The organism is Alcaligenes aquatilis (assembly GCF_003076515.1).
Lineage (GTDB): Bacteria > Pseudomonadota > Gammaproteobacteria > Burkholderiales > Burkholderiaceae_B > Alcaligenes > Alcaligenes aquatilis.
In genome coordinates, this window is record NZ_CP022390.1 from 309520 (window position 1) to 327679 (window position 18160).

At 56.5% G+C, this 18160-nt stretch carries 16 protein-coding genes; 7 read left to right on the forward strand and 9 right to left on the reverse strand.

Annotation, left to right across the window (positions count from 1 at the left end; genetic code table 11):
- Positions 1-120 precede the first annotated feature (120 nt).
- The 4 genes from CA948_RS01390 to CA948_RS01405 all read left to right on the forward strand — a co-directional run bounded on the left by CA948_RS01390 (position 121) and on the right by CA948_RS01405 (position 5474).
- Positions 121-1434 carry an NAD(P)/FAD-dependent oxidoreductase gene (locus tag CA948_RS01390; protein ID WP_203226731.1) on the forward strand — a complete coding sequence of 438 codons (1314 nt, stop codon included), beginning with the start codon at positions 121-123 and terminating at the stop codon, positions 1432-1434.
- Positions 1435-1468: 34 nt separating this feature from the next.
- Entirely contained in the window at positions 1469-2806 is a 1338-nt protein-coding gene (locus CA948_RS01395) for a sodium/glutamate symporter (protein ID WP_108727112.1), read from the forward strand.
- Between the two features lie 25 nt (positions 2807-2831).
- Positions 2832-3764: a LysR family transcriptional regulator gene (locus CA948_RS01400; RefSeq protein ID WP_094196050.1), complete on the forward strand. Its 933-nt coding sequence runs from the start codon at positions 2832-2834 to the stop codon at positions 3762-3764.
- Between the two features lie 129 nt (positions 3765-3893).
- A complete protein-coding gene (locus tag CA948_RS01405) occupies positions 3894-5474 on the forward strand; it encodes a phytoene desaturase family protein (protein WP_108727113.1) in 1581 nt (526 codons plus the stop codon).
- Positions 5475-5485: 11 nt separating this feature from the next.
- Here the strand turns inward: CA948_RS01405 and glcC are convergent, their stop codons facing one another.
- Complete coding sequence (gene glcC / locus CA948_RS01410) at positions 5486-6250, reverse strand: transcriptional regulator GlcC (protein WP_094196052.1); 765 nt, start codon at positions 6248-6250, stop codon at positions 5486-5488.
- Between the two features lie 195 nt (positions 6251-6445).
- Between glcC and glcD the strand changes: the two genes are divergently transcribed.
- Genes glcD through glcF form a run of 3 tightly spaced genes read left to right on the forward strand, consistent with a single transcriptional unit; the run spans position 6446 to position 10235 of the window.
- Positions 6446-7945: a glycolate oxidase subunit GlcD gene (gene glcD / locus CA948_RS01415; RefSeq protein ID WP_108727114.1), complete on the forward strand. Its 1500-nt coding sequence runs from the start codon at positions 6446-6448 to the stop codon at positions 7943-7945.
- Complete coding sequence (gene glcE / locus CA948_RS01420; protein WP_108727115.1) at positions 7945-9030, forward strand: glycolate oxidase subunit GlcE; 1086 nt, start codon at positions 7945-7947, stop codon at positions 9028-9030. Before glcD ends, glcE begins: the two co-directional genes overlap by 1 nt.
- Positions 9015-10235 carry a glycolate oxidase subunit GlcF gene (gene glcF / locus CA948_RS01425; RefSeq protein WP_108727116.1) on the forward strand — a complete coding sequence of 407 codons (1221 nt, stop codon included), beginning with the start codon at positions 9015-9017 and terminating at the stop codon, positions 10233-10235. The genes glcE and glcF overlap by 16 nt, the downstream gene beginning before the upstream one ends.
- 228 nt (positions 10236-10463) lie before the next feature.
- Here glcF and CA948_RS01430 read toward each other — a convergent pair whose 3' ends face one another.
- The 8 genes from CA948_RS01430 to CA948_RS01465 form a co-directional block, all read right to left on the reverse strand.
- Entirely contained in the window at positions 10464-11417 is a 954-nt protein-coding gene (locus tag CA948_RS01430; RefSeq protein ID WP_094196056.1) for a Gfo/Idh/MocA family oxidoreductase, read from the reverse strand.
- Between the two features lie 39 nt (positions 11418-11456).
- Entirely contained in the window at positions 11457-12305 is an 849-nt protein-coding gene (locus CA948_RS01435) for a class III extradiol dioxygenase subunit beta (RefSeq protein ID WP_094196057.1), read from the reverse strand.
- A 12-nt stretch (positions 12306-12317) separates the two neighbouring features.
- A complete protein-coding gene (gene ligA / locus CA948_RS01440; protein WP_094196058.1) occupies positions 12318-12710 on the reverse strand; it encodes a protocatechuate 4,5-dioxygenase subunit alpha in 393 nt (130 codons plus the stop codon).
- Between the two features lie 16 nt (positions 12711-12726).
- Positions 12727-13647 (reverse strand): amidohydrolase family protein, encoded by a 921-nt coding sequence (locus CA948_RS01445; protein ID WP_094196059.1) that lies wholly within the window; start codon positions 13645-13647, stop codon positions 12727-12729.
- A 10-nt stretch (positions 13648-13657) separates the two neighbouring features.
- A complete protein-coding gene (ligK, locus tag CA948_RS01450; RefSeq protein ID WP_094196060.1) occupies positions 13658-14341 on the reverse strand; it encodes a 4-carboxy-4-hydroxy-2-oxoadipate aldolase/oxaloacetate decarboxylase in 684 nt (227 codons plus the stop codon).
- 32 nt (positions 14342-14373) lie between these two features.
- Positions 14374-15402, reverse strand: coding sequence for an amidohydrolase family protein (locus CA948_RS01455; RefSeq protein ID WP_094196061.1), 1029 nt, complete (start codon positions 15400-15402; stop codon positions 14374-14376).
- A gap of 33 nt (positions 15403-15435) precedes the next feature.
- Positions 15436-16806 carry an MFS transporter gene (locus CA948_RS01460; RefSeq protein ID WP_108727117.1) on the reverse strand — a complete coding sequence of 457 codons (1371 nt, stop codon included), beginning with the start codon at positions 16804-16806 and terminating at the stop codon, positions 15436-15438.
- 118 nt (positions 16807-16924) lie between these two features.
- Positions 16925-18034 carry a 4-oxalomesaconate tautomerase gene (locus CA948_RS01465; protein WP_108727118.1) on the reverse strand — a complete coding sequence of 370 codons (1110 nt, stop codon included), beginning with the start codon at positions 18032-18034 and terminating at the stop codon, positions 16925-16927.
- Positions 18035-18160 lie beyond the last annotated feature (126 nt).

An 18160-nucleotide genomic window follows, 5' to 3' on the forward strand; every position in this document is an offset into this window, starting at 1 on the left:
ATAGTGAAGGGTGTTGTCATTATAAGAATCGCTTATCTTGTGAGCGGTGGGCTGATAGTAGATGAAGTGTGATTGTGGGCGCGGTATATATCCATGATCCATTATTTTTTCGTACTGATCATGTCTATTATTTTGCCCCGTGATGACAGCCGCTGTGGCTGGTATAAGTTGCTGACAGTTAATCGTCCCAGTCGCCAAATTCACGGCACACAGGCGGCAGATGTGGTGATTGTGGGCGCTGGCTTTGTGGGTTTGGCAGCTGCTCGTGCCTATGCCTTGTTAAAGCCTCAGCATCGGGTTGTATTGCTGGAGGCATTGAAGGTTGGGCAAGGGGCTTCGGGTCGGAATTCAGGATTTCTGATTGATCTGCCCCATAAGCGTGACCTGGAGTTTGGTAGCCTGGAGCGCAAGAAAAAGATTTACAGACTTAATCTGGAGGCGATTGAGGACTTGCGATCGGCTGTACAGCAACATCAGATCCACTGTGATTGGGAAGAGGCTGGAAAGTATCAGGTTGCGGTCGGGCAGCGTGGCATTTCATTTCTGAACGATTACGCCAGCTTGCTGGATGATTTTGATTACCCTTACCAGCGTATTGAGGGGCAGTCGCTTGCCCGAGTGCTGGGCTCGACCTACTACAGCCAAGCTATCTATACAGAGCGTTCGGTGCTTGTACAGCCTGCGGCTTTAGTCAATGGGCTGGCCGAGCATTTGCCGGCAAATGTGGAGCTCTATGAAGAGCACCCTGTGCTGGAGTTCAAACAGCACAATGGTCAATATCATATCCATACCCAAGATGCGGTGTTCCAGAGTCCCAAGGTGATTCTGGCAACGAATATCTTTACCCAGGAGTTTGGTTACTTGCGCTCTCGCATGTTGCCGACCATGACGTATGCCAGCATGACCCGAGCCCTGAGCCTGCAGGAAATGCAATTGTTTCGGGAGCAGCATTCTTGGGGGGCCACGCCTGCCGATCATGGTGGGACAACTCTGCGTTTGACTCGGGACCGACGCTTGGTGATCCGCAATAGTTACCAGTTTGTCCCCAAGTACCATGACGACCTCCAGAGCCGACGTGCCATACGGGACAGCCATCTTCAAGGTCTGCAGGCGCGCTATCCATCACTGGAAAACTTGACGCTGGACTATACCTGGGGTGGAGCTTGCGCCTTGTCGCGTAATTACCAGCCTTTCTTTGGCCAATTGGATAGCAATCTTTATTTTTCGGGTGTCCACCAAAGCGTGGGGGCCACTCGGGGATCTATTACCGGCAAGTTATTGGCGCAATTGGCCTTGGGTGAGCACTCCGAGAGCCTGTCGGACATGCTGGAGATCAGCCAGAAACCCGCTATCAACCCCCCTGAACCTTTCTTGAGTATCGGCGTTAACGCACGCATGGCCTTGGCCAGGCGTGCGTCTGCCAGTGAGCTATAAGCTCTGCCACTAACAATAACGAGGAGCATATTGAATGACTATTTGGAGTTTAACCATCGATTTTGGCATTGCCAGCGGTTTGATCCTGCTGTGCAAACTGATCCGGGCCAATGTCACCCTGGTACAAAAGCTGTTTATGCCGGTCGCCCTGATTGCTGGCTTGTTGGGCCTGGCGCTGGGACCACAGGGGGCTGATATTTTGCCGTTCTCCGGTTCGTTCAACGCTTACGGCGGGATGTTGATCGCTGTTATTTTTGCTGGCGTTGGGCTCTCTACCCGTTTTCCTGCACCGTCATTGCTGGTGTCACGATCCGGACAGTTATGGGCGTTCAATCAGATGGCAACGGCATCGCAGTGGTTGCTGGGGTTGGTGGCAGGAGCTTTGCTGTTTACCTACTTCTGGCCGGATCTATCCCCTGCCTTCGGGCTGATCATGCCTGCTGGTTTCATGGGGGGCCATGGAACTGCTGTGGCGATGGGGAACTCGTTTGCCGAGTTGGGCTGGGCAGATGCCACAACCTTGGCTTTGACCTCGGCAACGGTAGGGGTGTTTGCCGCTATTTTGATTGGCCTGGCGATTATCCGCTATGGCGCCCGCAAAGGTCTGATCAGTGGTTTGACCCCATTTGAACAAATGGAGAAGCATCATCGCAAGGGCTTGATTGAGGCGGCAGACCGCGTCGCTATTGGCAAAGAAACGGTATCGGCTTCCTCGATTGATGCCTTGTCCTTGCATATTGCACTGATATTGCTGATTACCGCCGGTGCATACTATTTGAGTTCTTACCTGTCTGGTTTGAATGACTTTATTTCCGTGCCGACTTTTGCCTGCGCGTTTTTACTTGGAACGGTCAGCCGATCCTTGCTGGATCGACTGGGCTTGCTTCAGCATTTTGACGTCAAGCTATTTAATCATGTCTCCAGTACAGCAACGGACTATCTGATCGTCTTTGGGATTGCGTCGATCAAGATTACTGTGCTGTTGAGCTATGCTGTTCCCCTGTTGGTACTGATGATCATCGGTTTGCTATTGTGCCTGTTCATGGTGTTTTATGTGGCACCTCGCATGCTCGACGAACGTTGGTTCGAGAAAGGTGTGTTTTCGTGGGGCTGGATGACGGGCACGGTGGCGATTGCCATTTTGCTCTTGCGCATTGCCGACCCGGATCGTAAAACGTCGATTCTGGACGATTACGCCATTGCGTATGTGCCCGGCGCTGTATTCGACATTATTTTGATCTCGTTCATGCCTGGACTGATTCTGCAGGGTTTCATTTATGAAACAATGGCTGCCTTGGTCGCTTATATGATCGTAGTGGGCGTGATCGGTCGAATGCTCAAGGGGCGTGCCTTGCGCTTGAAGGCGGCCTGACACCCGCAGTTCATTTCACAGGTCTATGGAAAAAATAGGATTTGAATTAAGGCAGATCCAGGCTTTGGTGGCAGTGGGAAAAACGCGAAGTTTTTCCGCTGCCGCACAACAATTGCAGCTTAGTCAAGCGGCGGTCTCGCAGAATATAGCCAAGCTTGAGGAGAGCTATGGCGTGTTGTTGGTGCAGCGTCAGAACCGCCCGGTCAGACTGACGCAGGCTGGTAAAAAACTGCTCGAACTGGGCCAGTCCTGGTTATTGCAAGCGGTTCATATGCAGAATTTTCTGCAGTTCAGCCATTCCTCTCAGGTCAAGCATCTGCGTATCGGTATCATCGATTCAATTACCTCGGTTCTGGCACCGTTCATTGTCGAGAACTTCTCTGATCGGGCGCAAACACTGCATGTGCAATCGGGGGTGATCAGCAGTCTGGATTCCAGTTTCAATGCGGGCGAGCTGGACTTGTTGGTAAGCACGCACGTGGCCTCGGGTACGCCCGCCTGTCGCGCGTCTTTGTTGGTGCAAGACCCGTATGTGCTGATTGCCCCCAGTATTCACGCCCGCCTCACCTTCAATGAGATGGTTCAGCAACTGAGCTATATCGGCTATGACAGGCGCTCCCAGATTGGTCGTCGAATAGAATCCATTTTTCAAAAGCACGACATCACGGTCAACAATACGCTTTATGTCGACTCTTTTGATACGCTCTCCAAGCTGGTCGCCTCCGGGGTTGGTTGGGGCTTGATTTCGGCCTTTAGTCTGCAAGGGATTACCGCCTTGTCTCCCCATCTGATTGTGCGCAATGTGTTTGACGGACGCTACTCCCGCAACATTTATCTTCTGAGTAATAGTGCCCTGGCTCAAGACTTTGTTGAACATACGCGGGTAATGTTTCAGGAGTTCCTGAAAGAGACTGTCCGAAGAGGTATTCAGCAGCATTTCCCGTTGATTACGTTTTGAGCCTTGCCGGTATCAGGTGGCGTGTCAACGTGGCCTGAGCAGGCGGTGGATAAGGAGGCGCTTTTTTTACCTGCTTTGGAGTTTGCACCGTAAAATACAACAAAATAGTTTAGAGCTAAAGGAGTTGTGGTGAGTGCAGAGACAACAGTAGATGCGATTGTGGTTGGGGCAGGGCACAATGGCCTGGCGGCGGCTGTGGAGTTAGCCAGCCGTGGTTGGAAGGTTCAAGTTGTGGAAGCCAAAAGTTCGGCTGGCGGTGCGGTCAGCACTCAAGAGCTGACCTTGCCGGGCTTCAAGCATGACGTATGTGCCATGAACCTGTCCTCTTTTGCCGGCTCTGCGTTTTTCCAGCGTCATAAAGAGGCGCTAGGCCGTCACGGTTTGGCTTTCGTCCCCGCAGAGCATTGCTTTGCCAGCGTGTTCCGGGATCAAAGCTATTTGGGTGTCAGCACGAATCTGGAAACGACCTTGGCGCGCATTCGTGCGGTTTCTGAAAAAGACGCTCAGGCCTGGCAAGCCATGCTGGAGGACTTTCAGCGTAAAGCTCCTCATTTGTTTGCGGTGCTGGGTAGCCCTATGCCTTCCATAGGCCTGTTCAAAAGCGCGTGGAAGAGCTGGCGTGAGCTGGGCAAGGATGGCGTGGCCGAGCTGATGCAATTGCTGCTGGCGACACCTCGTGACTTTCTGGACCGCCATTTCGAGAGCGACTCATTGAAAGCCATGATGGCGGCCTGGGGGCTGCATGTGGATTTCACACCAGACACTGCCGGTGGTGCCTTGTTCCCTTACCTTGAATCCATGGCTAATCAAGCTTTCGGTATGGTGATCGGGCAGGGCGGTGCCGATACGATTATTCGTGCCATGACGGGTTTGTTGCAGGAGTTGGGCGGGGAGCTGCTATTGAATGCCCCCGTGCAAACGATTGAGCAGGAAAACGGTCGAGCCAGTGGTGTCGTTCTGGCCGATGGTCGTCGCCTGAAAGCGCGCAAGGCCGTGATTGCGAATCTGAATCCTCAACTCGTCTTTGGTCGTCTGGTGCAGTCCGCTGCGGTTCCCAAAGATTATCAGAAGAAAGTCGATGCCTTCCGCCCCGGTTTGGGCACCATGATGATTCATTTGGCGCTGGATGGCTTGCCTGACTGGAAAGCCGGTGCCGAGCTGCAGCGTTTCTCCTACGTGCATCTGGCGCCCGATATGGCCATGATGAGCCGTGTCTACGCCGAAGCCGCCGCAGGCTTGTTGCCTGTCGAGCCTGTGCTGGTGGTTGGGCAGGGTACGGCCCTGGATCCTTCCCGCGCCCCGGCGGGGAAACATACTTTGTGGATTCAAGTGCGTGTGCTACCTGCTCAGGTCAAAGGCGATGCTGCTGCTCAGATTGCGGCCGGCGACTGGTCACAGCTGAAAGAGGCGTATGCAGAGCGGGTTCTGGATTTGCTCGAAAGCTATGCGCCCGGTTTGCGTAGCAAGATTCTGGGCCGCCACATCATGTCGCCTCAGGATCTGGAGCAGTTCAATGCGAACTTGATTGGTGGTGATAACCTCTCGGGTAGCCACCACTTGGATCAGAACTTTTTCTTTCGCCCAGTGGCCGGCTACTCCAAATACAAGACGCCGATCAAGGATCTGTACTTATGCGGTGCCTCGACCTGGCCGGGTGCAGGGACAGGGGCTGGATCAGGCTATATGCTGGCCAATCTGCTGGCGAAGTAAGCCCACACAACCTAGAGGCCATTCAGACGCTGCCGAGCATGCTCCAGGCGTAACTGTTTGGCCTCCATCTCCTGAAGCTGTCGCCGAATCCCATCAATATGTTCTTTGGCTGCGCGTCGGGCCAAGTCCGCTTGACCTTGCGTGACGGCATTACATAAACGGGCATGCTGCCTGTCCAGCCTGCGTTTGGAATCATGATCGGGGTACAGGTGCTGCACGGACACGCGTACCGTGGACAACATCAAGTCGTTGAACAGGCTGATCATGTGTACCAGCACCGGATTATGCGAGGCCTCACAGATAGCGGCATGAAAAGCGTGGTCGGCACGAGCAACCTGTTCAGGAGCCGCATCCTGCATTTGCAGATCTTCCAGTTCCTGAAAGCGCCGCCTTATCATGATGTGATCCGCTTCTGTCCCTCTGGAGGCAGCTAACTGGGCGGCCTCGCTTTCCAATAACTCACGCACTTCCAGCAAGTCATACAGTGTGCGCCCTTGCGCTTGCAGCAGATGCTCCAGCGGTTTGCTGACAGTGGAGTCAATCAGGTTGGCAACGAAGGACCCTTTGCCATGTCGGGTTTCAATCAAGCCGCGCACGCGCAGGATTTGTAGTCCTTCCCGCAGGGCAGAGCGGGACACTGCTAGCCGTTGCGTCAGTTGCCGCTCGGACGGCAGAACTTGTCCCGGTTTCAGGACGCCATCCATAATAAATGTTTCGATGCGTTGGGCGACCAGCTCGGCGGTGACTTCTAAACGCTTGGGTTCCTGCATGTTCATTCGTGGTCAGACCAGTTGTGTGCGTGTGAAAATGATAACAAGCTGATTATCTATCTGTCTGATTTTTAAGTATAAATATAAACCCTAATACTCTCTAAGGGTAAAAACTGGTCGGACCAGTAGTCTGGCGGCTGGACAAGCCCGCCAGCATCAAAGACCATCCGTTTCAGGAGACTTTAAAAGACAGGAGGCGTCATGAGCTTGCGCTACGACGAAAAACTGGACGGAGTGCTGCCCCGCGTGGACAAAATGCAGCTGCTTAGCCGTTTGCGTGATGATATTCCCGGCCTGGATGTGCTGCACACGGATGAGCAGTTGCACCCTTATGAGTGTGATGGGCTCAGTGTGTATCGCGCCAAACCCTTGCTGGTGGTGTTGCCCCGTAATGTGGAGCAGGTACAGGCCGTAATGCGTTTGGCCCATGAAGTCGGCGTGCCGGTGGTGGCCCGTGGTGCGGGTACCGGTTTGTCGGGCGGTGCCATGCCTTTGGAGCAGGGCATTTTGCTGGTGATGGCACGCTTGAACCAGATTCTGGATTTGGATCCCGTAGCGGGGATTGCCCGTGTTCAGCCAGGCGTGCGTAATATTGCGATCTCTCAGGCGGCCCAACCCTTTGGTTTGTATTACGCGCCGGATCCGTCTTCGCAGATTGCCTGTTCGATTGGTGGCAACGTAGCTGAAAATGCGGGTGGTGTGCATTGCCTGAAATATGGCCTGACCGTCCATAATATTTTGCGCCTGGAAGTCATTACCGTCACAGGCGAACGCTTGATTCTAGGCTCCGAAGCCCTGGATTCGCCCGGCTTTGATCTGATGGCTTTGTTCACCGGTTCCGAAGGCATGTTGGGCGTCGTTACGGAAATTACGGTCAAGTTGCTGGCGCGTCCGCCCTGTACGGTGGTGCTGCTGGCCAGTTTTGACGAAGTGGAAAAAGCGGCCGATGCCGTGGCGCAGATTATTGCCCAGGGGATTGTGCCGGCAGGGCTGGAGATGATGGATCAAATGTCCATCCGTGCAGCCGAGGACTTTATTCACGCAGGCTATCCCGTTGATGCACAAGCGATTTTGCTTTGCGAGATTGATGGCGCTTTGGAAGATGTGCAGGACGATGTGGCCCGTGTCGAGCAGGTGTTGTTCCAGGCCGGTGCGCAAGAGGTGCGAGTGGCTCGGGACGAACAGGAGCGGCAGCGTTTCTGGGCTGGTCGTAAAAATGCTTTTCCCGCCGTAGGCCGGATCTCACCCGACTATTACTGTATGGATGGCACCATTCCGCGTCGTCAGTTGGCCTATGTCCTGAAGAAAACCGCCGAGCTTTCCGAAGAGTACGGCCTGCGTGTCGCCAACGTATTTCATGCTGGCGATGGCAATATGCACCCCCTGATTTTGTTCGATGCCAATGAGCCCGGCGAACTGGAACGCGCGGAAGCCTTGGGTGGCAAGATTCTGGAATTGTGTGTGGAAGTCGGCGGCACAATTACTGGCGAGCACGGCGTAGGTCGAGAAAAAATCAATCAGATGTGTGTGCAGTTCAACGAAGACGAGCTGCAGTTTTTCCATGCGATCAAAGCTGCTTTTGATCCCAAAACCATGCTGAATCCCGGCAAGAACATTCCTACCCTGCATCGCTGTGCCGAAATGGGTGGCATGCATATCCATCACGGGCAACTGCCTTTCCCAGAGTTGGAGCGATTCTGATGAGTACCGTAGAACATAAGAATCAGGATCGCGGCGCTGAATTGCTGGAGCAGGTTCAGCAAGCCCTGGCCACGAAAACCCCGTTGCGTCTGCAAGGCGGCAACACCAAAGCCTTTTTGGGCAAAGCCGTGCAGGGGCAAGCGTTGAGTCTGGCAGGCCATGAAGGTGTGGTCGATTACGACCCGGCGGAGCTGGTGGTCACGGTGCGCGCCGGGACGTCCTTGCAAGCATTGGAAAAAGTCCTGAACGAGCAAGGCCAATGCCTACCTTTTGAGCCGCCTCTGTTTGATGGCCGAGCCACGGTTGGCGGAGCCACCGCCTGTGGTTTGTCGGGACCGCGCCGACCCTGGGTAGGTTCACTACGGGACTATGTGCTGGGCTGTCGTTTGATCAGTGGCATGGGCACACATATGCGTTTTGGCGGCCAGGTCATGAAGAACGTCGCTGGTTATGACGTGTCGCGTTTGATGGTTGGTGCGCAAGGCGCCTTGGGTGTGATTACGGAGGTGTCCTTCAAGGTCCTGCCGCGTCCACGTAGTCGCGCCAGTCTGGTGCTGGATGTCGCTCAGCAAGACATGGCGGGTTTATTGCGTGGCTGGCGTGACCAAAGTCGCCCCATTACGGGTGCAGCATGGCAGGACGGGCGTTTGCATTTGCGTCTGGAAGGGGGAGACAGTTCGGTGCAGTTGGCCCAGGAGCAAATCGGCGGGGAGGCCTTGGACTTGTCCTATTGGGATGATTTGTGCGAACAGCGCCTGGAGTTTTTCAGGCAGCCCGGCACTTTGTGGCGAATTGCTTTGCCAGTGGATGCACCCGTACAAACATGGCCGGGCCAGATTCTGGTGGATTGGGGTGGGACACAACTGTGGCTGAAATCCGATGCCCCTGCCGAGCAGATTCATGAGCAGGCTCAAACCATGAAAGGGCATGCCCGTTGCTGGTCTGGATCAGGCACCGGGCAGGATATCTTGCCCGAGTCCTTGTTGATATGGCATCAGCGCTTGAAACAACAACTGGACCCTGTTGGGATTTTTAACCCTGGTCGTCTCTTTCCTTCGCTGGAGTCCACATGCAAACACAATTGACATCATGGGCTCAACAACTGCCGCAAGCCGAGCAAGCCCAGGCCATTTTGCGCTCCTGTGTGCATTGCGGGTTCTGTAATGCCACCTGCCCGACTTATCTGGATCAAGGCAATGAGTTGGACGGTCCCCGTGGCCGTATTTACCTGATCAAGATGTTCCTGGAAGGCAAGGCGACCTCGGAGCTGACTCAGCACCACCTGGATCGCTGCCTGAGTTGCCGTAACTGTGAAACCACCTGTCCTTCGGGGGTGAAGTATCACAACTTGCTCGATATTGGCCGGGCTGCGTTGGAGCCCAAAGTCAAGCGTCCTTTGAAGGATCGCGCCATGCGAGTCGCCTTGACGCAGATTCTGCCAGAACCTGGTCGCGTCGGTGCCTTGTTGGGGGTCGCGCGAACCATGCGTCCCTTGCTGCCATCTTCTTTACAGGAAAAAATCCCGCCCAAGCAAAATGCGGATTTAACGCGCCCTGCACAGCGACATAGCAAACGCGTCCTGATGCTGGAAGGCTGTGTGCAACCTGCCATGGCACCGTCTATTAACGCCGCGACGGCCAGAGTGCTGGACCGCTTGGACATCAGCGTCACGCCTATCGCTCAGGCAGCTTGCTGTGGCGCATCGTCCTTTCACTTGGGCGCGCAAGAGCAGGGCTTGGAGCAGGCCCGTCGAAATATCGATGCCTGGTGGCCGCAGATCGAACAGGGGGCGGTGGCGATCGTGCAGACCGCCAGTGGCTGCGGGGCCTTTGTGAAAGAGTATGTGGATCTGTTCAGGAATGATCCTGCCTACGCCGAGCGCGCGCGCCGCGTCAGTGAGCTGGCCAAAGATCTGGTCGAAGTGCTGGAGGAGCAGCCTTTGGAGGAATGCCTGAATACACAAACCCGCCCACGTTTGGCTTTTCATTGCCCGTGTACTTTGCAGCACGCGCAGAAACTGGGGGGGCGAGTCGAGGCGGTGCTGACTCGTTTGGGTTTTGATCTGGGTGCGGTGCCTGATAGCCATTTATGCTGCGGCTCAGCCGGTACGTATTCACTGACTCAACCTGAAATTGCCGGGCGGCTGCGGGACCGCAAGATGGATGCGCTGGAGAGCAGCAAACCTGATCTGATTGTCACGGCCAATATGGCTTGCGGGAATCATTTGAATGGAGCGGGTCGCACGCCGGTCAAGCATTGGATTGAGCTGGTGGATCAATACCTGAGGTAGGCGCAGGACTGTGGATTGCTTGAGCTGTCGGGTATCTTTCTGCTGCGCGTTGATGGGCTCAGAAAGGCCCGGTTCAAAGCAGTCGCACCGTCTGCGTGTGAATGTCGGGGCAGGCAGGGGCAAAGTAGGGGGTTTTGCCATCCTGCCTGCTGTGCAATAAAGCCCCTTGATGATGTGCTTGCCGCTGTTGGGCCGGCAGTCTGTGTTGCGGGAAGGGGCGGTGCGGGCTTAGGCGGTCAGTTGTTTTTCGAGCTGGTCCAGTGTTTCATAGCAGGCCAGCACTGAGGCCACGCTGGAGTTGGGCTCGCGATTTTCCAGAATGGCCGCGATAAACTCCCGGTCTTGCAGTTCAATACCATCCATGGAGACATCCACCTGCGAGACGTCGATCACCTCGTCCTTGCCGGTGGTCAGATCGTCGTAGCGGGCCAGATAGGTTCCCTTGTCGCAGATGTAGCGAAAGAAGGTGCCAAAAGGCCCATCATTGTTGAACGATAGCGATAGCGTGCACAGTGCCCCGCTTTCTGTCAGCAACTGGATGGACATGTCCATGGCAATGCCAAGCTCAGGATGAATAGGGCCTTGGATGGCATTGGCCTTGATGACTTTGGAGCCAGTCTGGTATTGAAAAAGATCGACGGTGTGCGCGGCATGATGCCAGAGCAGATGGTCTGTCCAGGAACGCGGCTTGCCCAAAGCATTGGTGTTGCTGCGGCGGAAAAAATAGGTCTGTACATCCATTTGCTGAATGTTCAATTCACCCGCCTGTATCTTTTGATGAATCCACTGATGGCTGGGGTTGAAGCGGCGCGTGTGGCCAACCATGGCCACTAGGCCTTTTTCCTGTTGTACTTGCAGCACTTCCTGGGCGCCGGCCAGGGTGTCCGCCAAGGGAATTTCAACCTGTACGTGTTTGCCCGCTTTCAGGCAGGCCAGTGTTTGTTCGGCGTGCATTTGAGTCGGGGTACACAAGATGACGGCATCGACTTCCTTGCTGGCCAGCGCCTCGTTCAGATCGCCCGAGGCGTGGGGGACCCCGTACTTTTGCGCCACTTCCTGGGCCTTGGCCTGGGTGCTGGACACGATATAGGTGACCTGGGCTTCGGGGATACGGGCCAGGCCGTCCAGGTGCTTGATGCCGAAGGCGCCTGCGCCTACCAGTGCAATATTGACTTTCTTCATTTCTATTTCCTTTCGTTCAGAGTGTGGGGCCAGGCCCGCTCACGCTGTCTCTTTGTTTTCCAGGATCAGGTGTCCGACCGCGGTATTGGAGGCGGGCACATGGTAGAAGCGGTGGCGCACATCGACGTGTGGATTCATGGCGCCACGCGCGACCAGCCACATCACCAGCTCAATGCCTTCCGAGCCTGCCTCACGCACATAGTCGATATGGGGCACGCGAGCCAGGGCATCGGGGTCGGCAATCAGGCGATCCAGAAATTCGTTGTCCCATTGCGCGTTGATCAGTCCGGCGCGCGGGCCTTGCAACTGGTGGCTCATGCCGCCTGTGCCCCAGATCTGGACATTCAGATCTTCGTCATACGAGGCGACTGCGCGACCGATTGCCCGGCCCAAATCCAGACAACGCTGGCCGGAGGGGGCCGGATACTGAACCACGTTGACGTGCAAGGGGATCACGGGGCAGGGCCATTGTTCGACCTGACCGAACATCAGCGACAGCGGAACGGTCAGGCCATGGTCCACTTCCATTTTGTTGCACAGTGTCAGGTCGAAATCGTCCTGAATGACCGAGTGGGCAATGTGGGCCGCCAGTTCGGGATGCCCTTGTACCGTGGGAACCGGGCGTTTGCCCCAGCCCTCGTCACTGGGTTCAAAAGAGGCGCCTGTGCCCAGGGCAAACGTGGGGATCAGGTCCAGGCTGAAGTTGTTGGCGTGGTCGTTGTAGACCAGGATGATGACATCCGGCTTGTTTTCCTGCTCCCATTGCTTGGAGAATTCGTAGCCGTCGAACACTTTTTTCCAGTAGGGCTCGGTGTGCTTGCCCAGGTCCAGCGCGGCACCGATAGCGGGAACGTGCGAGGTATAAACAGAGTGTTTGATCTTTGCCATGATAGGTTCCGGTTATTTTTCTTGTTCGTGTAAGTAGCGGTTGCCTTCGGGGGAGCGGCCACCCTTGAGCATCATTTCCCGATAGTCCTGTTCGCTCATCCCGGTCATGCTGCCCGCCATTTGTTGGAAGGACAGGCCATCGGTAGCGCCGATCTTGGCCAGAAAGTAGATGTTGCCGCCCAGTTGCATGCAGCGATTCAGGTCACGGCTAAGTACAGCCTGTTTTTGCTCTGCACTCATGGGCCATTCATCCAGATAGGCGGACTCGTCCGCTTTAAAGCGGGCCCGGTTTTCTGCTTTCATCAGTGACATGCAAAACTGGTTCAGGTGGTAGCCCTTACGCGATTGTTCCGAGTCAAAAATAATCGTGCCCGGTATATCCTGGTACGGTTTGTCCAGTGCCATCGTTATCTCCTCAAATTCATGTCAACTCTTCTGGCCAATACAGGCGCATCGGGTTGTCCACTAGTAGTAATTGTTGCTCTGCGGGACTGGGCGCAATTTGCGCCACGTAGTCAACCAGCAAACCGTCATCGGGCATATGGTCTTTCAGGTTGGGGTGGGGCCAGTCAGTGCCGAACAAAACGCGGTCGGGGAACTGCTGCATCAATCGGCGGGCAAATGGCACGACATCCTGATACGCATGCTGCTCGCCATGTAGGGCGGCAGGCCCGCTTTTGCTCAGACGTTCGGGACACGAGAGCTTGGACCAAATGTTCGGGTGTTCGGCCATCAAGCGTACGAACAGGTCGAACTCGGCACTCTCAGCCCCTTTGCTGACATCCGGACGGCCCATGTGGTCAACGACCACTGTGGTCGGTAGACCGGTGAAAAAATCCCATAGTTCTGGCAAATCCTGTGCCTCGAAGTACACCACCACATGCCAGCCCAAAGGCGCTATTTTATGGGCAACGCTCAGCAGTTCTTCTTTCGGCGTGAAATCGACCAGACGTTTGACAAAATTGAAACGCACACCGCGCACGCCAGCCTGGTGCATGGCGTCCAACTGCTGTTGCGTGACATCCGAGCCCAGGGTGACAACGCCACGGGCCTTGCCGTGTGAGGCCTGCAAGGCATCGAGCAGGGCGCGGTTGTCCTTGCCGTGACAGGTGGCTTGCACAATGACGTTGCGGGCAAAGCCCAGGTGGTCGCGCAAGGCAAACAACTGCTGTTTGCTGGCATCGCAGGGAGTGTATTTGCGCTCGGGGGCGAAGGGGAATTGCTCAGCGGGACCAAACACATGGCAGTGGGCATCAACCGCGCCAGCCGGCAACTGGAGCCGGGGTTTGGAGGGGGCGGCGTACCAGTCTAGCCAGCCGGGAGTCTTCTCGAAATGGCTCATCATCCTTCCTTCAGTCGATATAGCGGAGCCCGGCCTTCTCCAGGGGCTCGCGCATTTTGTACATATCCAGGCCCAGGACACCGCTGGCCAGCTTGGCGCGTTTTTCCCCCTCGAAGCTTTCTCGTTTTTGGGCAGCGGCCAGCGTGACGGCGGCCTGGGCGGCGGGTACGCACACCACGCCATCATCATCAGCCACGATGACATCGCCGGGCGTGACCCACATGCCGGCACACACGACTGGAATATTGACCGAACCCAAGGTGGCCTTGATGGTGCCCTTGGAGGAGATGGCTTTGCTCCAGACGGGAAAGTTCATTGCCTGCAAGGTGTTGATATCGCGCACTCCGGCGTCAATGATCAAGGCGCGCGCTCCACGGGCCTGGAAACTGGTGGCTAGCAGGTCGCCAAAATAGCCGTCGCTACACTCCGAGGTCACCGCAGCGACCACGATATCGCCGGGCTGTATCTGCTCGGCGACGACGTGCATCATCCAGTTGTCGCCCGGTTGCAGCAGCACCGTGACGGCGGTCCCCGAGACTTGCTGGCCGGGGTAAATCGGGCGCATATAAGGTTTGAGCAGACCGACACGGCCCATAGCTTCGTGGACAGTGGCCGAGCCCAGGGCTGCCAGTGCATCGGCGGCCTGGCGGTCGGCACGTTGAATGTTGCGGTACACGACACCCAGTTCGTACATGGTTGTTTCCTTGGTGAATGGTTGCAGGTGGCTTACAAGCCTTTTTTCTTCAGGGCAGCGTCCAGGCGCGGGAACACGCGGCGGGCGTTGCCTTCGTAGATCTGGTGGCGTTCTTGTTCGTTCAGCTTGAGCGTGGCTTCGATATAGCGTTTGGTGTCGTCGTAGTAGTGGCCGGTCGTGGGGTCAATGCCGCGCACCGCGCCAATCATTTCGCTGGCGAACAGGATGTTCTTGACAGGGATAACCTCGGTCAGCAGGTCGATGCCCGGCTGGTGGTACACGCAGGTGTCAAAGAAGATGTTGTTGAGCAGGTGCTCGTCCAGCAGGGGCTTTTTCAGCTCCTGTGCCAGACCACGGAAACGGCCCCAGTGATAGGGCACAGCGCCGCCACCATGAGGGATAAGGAACTTGAGCGTGGGAAAGTCCTTGAACAGATCGCTGGTCAGGCATTGCATGAAGGCCGTGGTGTCTGCGTTCAGATAATGGGCGCCGGTGGTGTGAAAGCAGGCATTGCAACTGGTCGAGACGTGGATCATGGCAGGGATGTCGTACTCCACCATTTTTTCGTAAATGGGGTACCAGGAGCGGTCGGACAGCGGCGGGGCCGTCCAGTGACCACCGGACGGGTCAGGGTTCAGGTTGATGCCGACGTTGCCATACTCTTCTACACACTTGACCAGTTCGGGAATGCAGGTTTTGGGGTCCACGCCCGGCGATTGCGGGAGCATGGCAGCCGGGATGAAATGGTCTGGAAACAGTTCGCTGACGCGATAGCACAGTTCGTTGCAAATGGCGGCCCAGGTGCTGGAGGTCTCGAAGTTGCCGATATGGTGGGCCATGAAACTGGCGCGGGGACTGAAGATGGTCAGGTCCGAGCCGCGTTGTTTCATCAGCTTGAGCTGGTTGTTCTCGATGGTCTCGCGGATCTCGTCATCGCTGATCTTCAGATCACTGGCGCGGGGCGTTTGACTGGGGTCTTTCAGGCCGGCGATCTGCAAGTCGCGCCAGGCCCCCAGTGCGGCGGGGGCCGTGGTGTAGTGCCCGTGTACGTCGATGATCATGGAAGGGTCTCCTGCGTCTTGATGCTTAAGGGGTTAATGAGAGGGGGTAACCGTGCCGCCTTGCGGCTGCGCACGGCTGTATTGCTTGATGAGGAGGGCGGCCATGGCGATGACGCCTGGGATGGCCACAACGGTAAAGATCTGGCTGAAATCCAGGTCGCGTGCCGTCAGCTCGGCCACCAGGAAAGAACCGGCAATGCCGCCAAAACGGCCGATGCCCAGCATCCAGGCCACGCCCGTGGCGCGTCCCCGAGTGGGGTAGTAGGCCGCTGCCAGCGCAGGCATGGAGGACTGTGCGGTATTCATGAGCGTGCCGGCCAGAAAGACGACCACGACCAGGCCGCCCAGATGTCCGGCCATCTGGCCTATCCACCAGATGGATACAGCGGTCAATGCGTAGCCCAGAGCGATGATGCGGTTGGCGTTGAAGCGATCCATCAACCAGCCAGAGAGCACCGCACCTACACCACCCAAGGGGAATAGGGCGGCGACCAGGGTGCTGGTCTGGGAGCTAAGCCCGGCCTCTTTGAACAGCACGGGCATCCAGTTCATCAAGGCGTAGAAAATGACCAGCCCCATGAAGTAGGCCAGCCAGAGCATGAGTGATCCCAAGCGGTACTGACGCGATAACACGATAGCGATGCCACTGTTGGCGGCAGGCTGGGGGTTGGTCTCGCTCAGGGTAAAGCGTTGGACGCCGTCCACGGCCTTGCCGGCAATGGGGGCCAGTGCTCGGCGGATGCGGTCGGCGGAGTCATTTCGGGCGACCATGTGGCGCACGGACTCGGGCAGCTTCGGGATCAGCACGATCAGTAGCAGCAGGGGGGCAATGCCACCCAGTATCAATACACTGCGCCAGCCAAACTGGGGAATCATCCAGGAGGCCAGAAAGCCGCCCAGGGCGGCACCCAGAGGAAAGCCGCAGAACATGGCATTGGTCAGGGTGGCACGGCGGGCATCGGGGCAGTATTCGCTCATCAAGGTGACGGCGTTGGGCATGGCCGCTCCCAGGCCCAAACCGGTCACAAAGCGCAGAGCGGCCAATGTCCAGATGTCTGGGGAGAAACCGGAGGCCAGGCAGGCGAGGGCAAAAACCGCTACCGAGCTGACCAGCACCGTCTTTCTGCCCAGCCGATCAGCCAGTGGCCCGGACAGCAAGGCTCCCGTTGCCAGTCCGAACAGAGCAGCGCTGAGTACGGGGGCCAGAGCAGGCTTGCTGACACCCCATTCGGCGATTAAAGAGGGGGCGATATAGCCGATGGCAGCCGTATCAAAACCATCGAGCAGCACAATCAAAAAGCACAAACTGAAGATGAGCCATTGAAAGCCAGAAAAGGGGGACTCGTTGAGCAAGGTTTGCACATCAAGGCTGGGTTGGTCTGTGCTGTTGGCTAGGGATGTCATGGTTTGTCTCGTCCAATATCATTGTTTTTCGGTGGGCACCGTATGCGCAGGCGCAGCCCACCCCCTGCCACCCCAGTGGCGCAAGCCCTGCGGTGTTCTTTTTTTGTTTGAAATGCGTTTAGTTCGAGTGCGGGACCAGAACGTCGCCGCGCATCAGTGCTCTTGCGGTACGCAGCAATGCTGCCTTGGTCACAATCTCGGGGTTTTCGGGGTCGCTATCGAGCGTGACGCTGAATTCGCCAGTGGGATGTTCGACCGATAGCGTGACTGGACCTTGAGCTTGCTCGAAGCGGGCGATCCCCTCGCAAACCGTGCCGGGCAGTTTGATGGCCGTACCCACTGTCACGGCAGCCAGCACGCCAATGGCCTCATGGCATACATGGGGGATGAAACTACGGGTGGTCACAGCGCCGCCGTGTTCAGGCGGGGCGATCAGTGTCATCTTCGGGTAATTCTTGGTCGAGACATCGCCCAGTCCCATGCGTTCGGATATCTGCAGGCGCAACGCTTCTACGCGTTGCTTCAGTTCCGTATTGGCGTTGAGCTCAGCCACGCTTTCCAGACCGCTTACGCCCACATCGGTCGCCTTGAAAATCACTAGCGGCATACCGTTGTCAATGCAGGTGACATCCAGGGTGAACGGGGGCAAGCCGTCCGCATGAACGGTGATGGTGTCTTTTGGGTTGCCCGTGGGCAGCAGGCCCGAGCAAACCGAGCCTGCCGTATCCAGAAAATTGATGGCAATCGGGGCGCTGGTGCCCGGTACACCGTTAATCGCGGCATCGCCGTCGTAGCTGATGACGCCTTCGGGGGTTTGCACCTGAATTTCGCTGACCATGCCGGTATTGAGCGTCAGGACTTTGACCGTGGTGGTGGGGCCTTGCGCCTGGATCAGGCCTTTTTCCAAGGCAAAGGGGACGACCGCCGCCAGCATATTGCCGCAATTGGGCTTGGTGTCCACCAGATCGGAGTCGGGCTGCAGTTGGGCAAACAAAAAGCTCAAATCAGCTTGGCCGGTGCTGCAGATGTCCACGATCCCCACTTTGCTGGTCAAGGCGTGGGCGCCACCGATGCCATCGATCTGACGACGGTCGGGTGAGCCCATCAGCCTGAGCAAGAGTCGATCTCGTTCCTGGATATCGTCGGGCAGATCTTTGGCGTAGAAGAATGGACCTTTGGATGTACCCCCCCGCATCAGGATACAAGGAATGCTATATTGGCTGGCCATAGGTGGTGCTCCATAGGTCACTGAAAAAACAGGCAAACTGCGAGGCACATTGACTGTGTTCCCATTCGCTCTTGCTATGCGTACCTATTTTAGTAAGCCCGATAAAAGATAAAAGAACGAAACCCG

Excerpts from the sequence above, each read along its gene's own strand:
- glcE (WP_108727115.1), top strand. The coding sequence starts at position 7,945 with ATGAGTACCGTAGAACATAAGAATCAGGATCGCGGCGCTGAATTGCTG.
- glcC (WP_094196052.1), bottom strand. The coding sequence starts at position 6,250 with ATGAACATGCAGGAACCCAAGCGTTTAGAAGTCACCGCCGAGCTGGTC.
- CA948_RS01460 (WP_108727117.1), bottom strand. The coding sequence starts at position 16,806 with ATGACATCCCTAGCCAACAGCACAGACCAACCCAGCCTTGATGTGCAA.
- CA948_RS01400 (WP_094196050.1), top strand. The coding sequence starts at position 2,832 with ATGGAAAAAATAGGATTTGAATTAAGGCAGATCCAGGCTTTGGTGGCA.
- CA948_RS01435 (WP_094196057.1), bottom strand. The coding sequence starts at position 12,305 with ATGGCAAAGATCAAACACTCTGTTTATACCTCGCACGTTCCCGCTATC.
- CA948_RS01395 (WP_108727112.1), top strand. The coding sequence starts at position 1,469 with ATGACTATTTGGAGTTTAACCATCGATTTTGGCATTGCCAGCGGTTTG.
- ligA (WP_094196058.1), bottom strand. The coding sequence starts at position 12,710 with ATGGCACTGGACAAACCGTACCAGGATATACCGGGCACGATTATTTTT.
- glcD (WP_108727114.1), top strand. The coding sequence starts at position 6,446 with ATGAGCTTGCGCTACGACGAAAAACTGGACGGAGTGCTGCCCCGCGTG.
- CA948_RS01465 (WP_108727118.1), bottom strand. The coding sequence starts at position 18,034 with ATGGCCAGCCAATATAGCATTCCTTGTATCCTGATGCGGGGGGGTACA.
- CA948_RS01445 (WP_094196059.1), bottom strand. The coding sequence starts at position 13,647 with ATGAGCCATTTCGAGAAGACTCCCGGCTGGCTAGACTGGTACGCCGCC.
- CA948_RS01455 (WP_094196061.1), bottom strand. The coding sequence starts at position 15,402 with ATGATCATCGACGTACACGGGCACTACACCACGGCCCCCGCCGCACTG.
- ligK (WP_094196060.1), bottom strand. The coding sequence starts at position 14,341 with ATGTACGAACTGGGTGTCGTGTACCGCAACATTCAACGTGCCGACCGC.
- CA948_RS01430 (WP_094196056.1), bottom strand. The coding sequence starts at position 11,417 with ATGAAGAAAGTCAATATTGCACTGGTAGGCGCAGGCGCCTTCGGCATC.
- glcF (WP_108727116.1), top strand. The coding sequence starts at position 9,015 with ATGCAAACACAATTGACATCATGGGCTCAACAACTGCCGCAAGCCGAG.
- CA948_RS01390 (WP_203226731.1), top strand. The coding sequence starts at position 121 with ATGTCTATTATTTTGCCCCGTGATGACAGCCGCTGTGGCTGGTATAAG.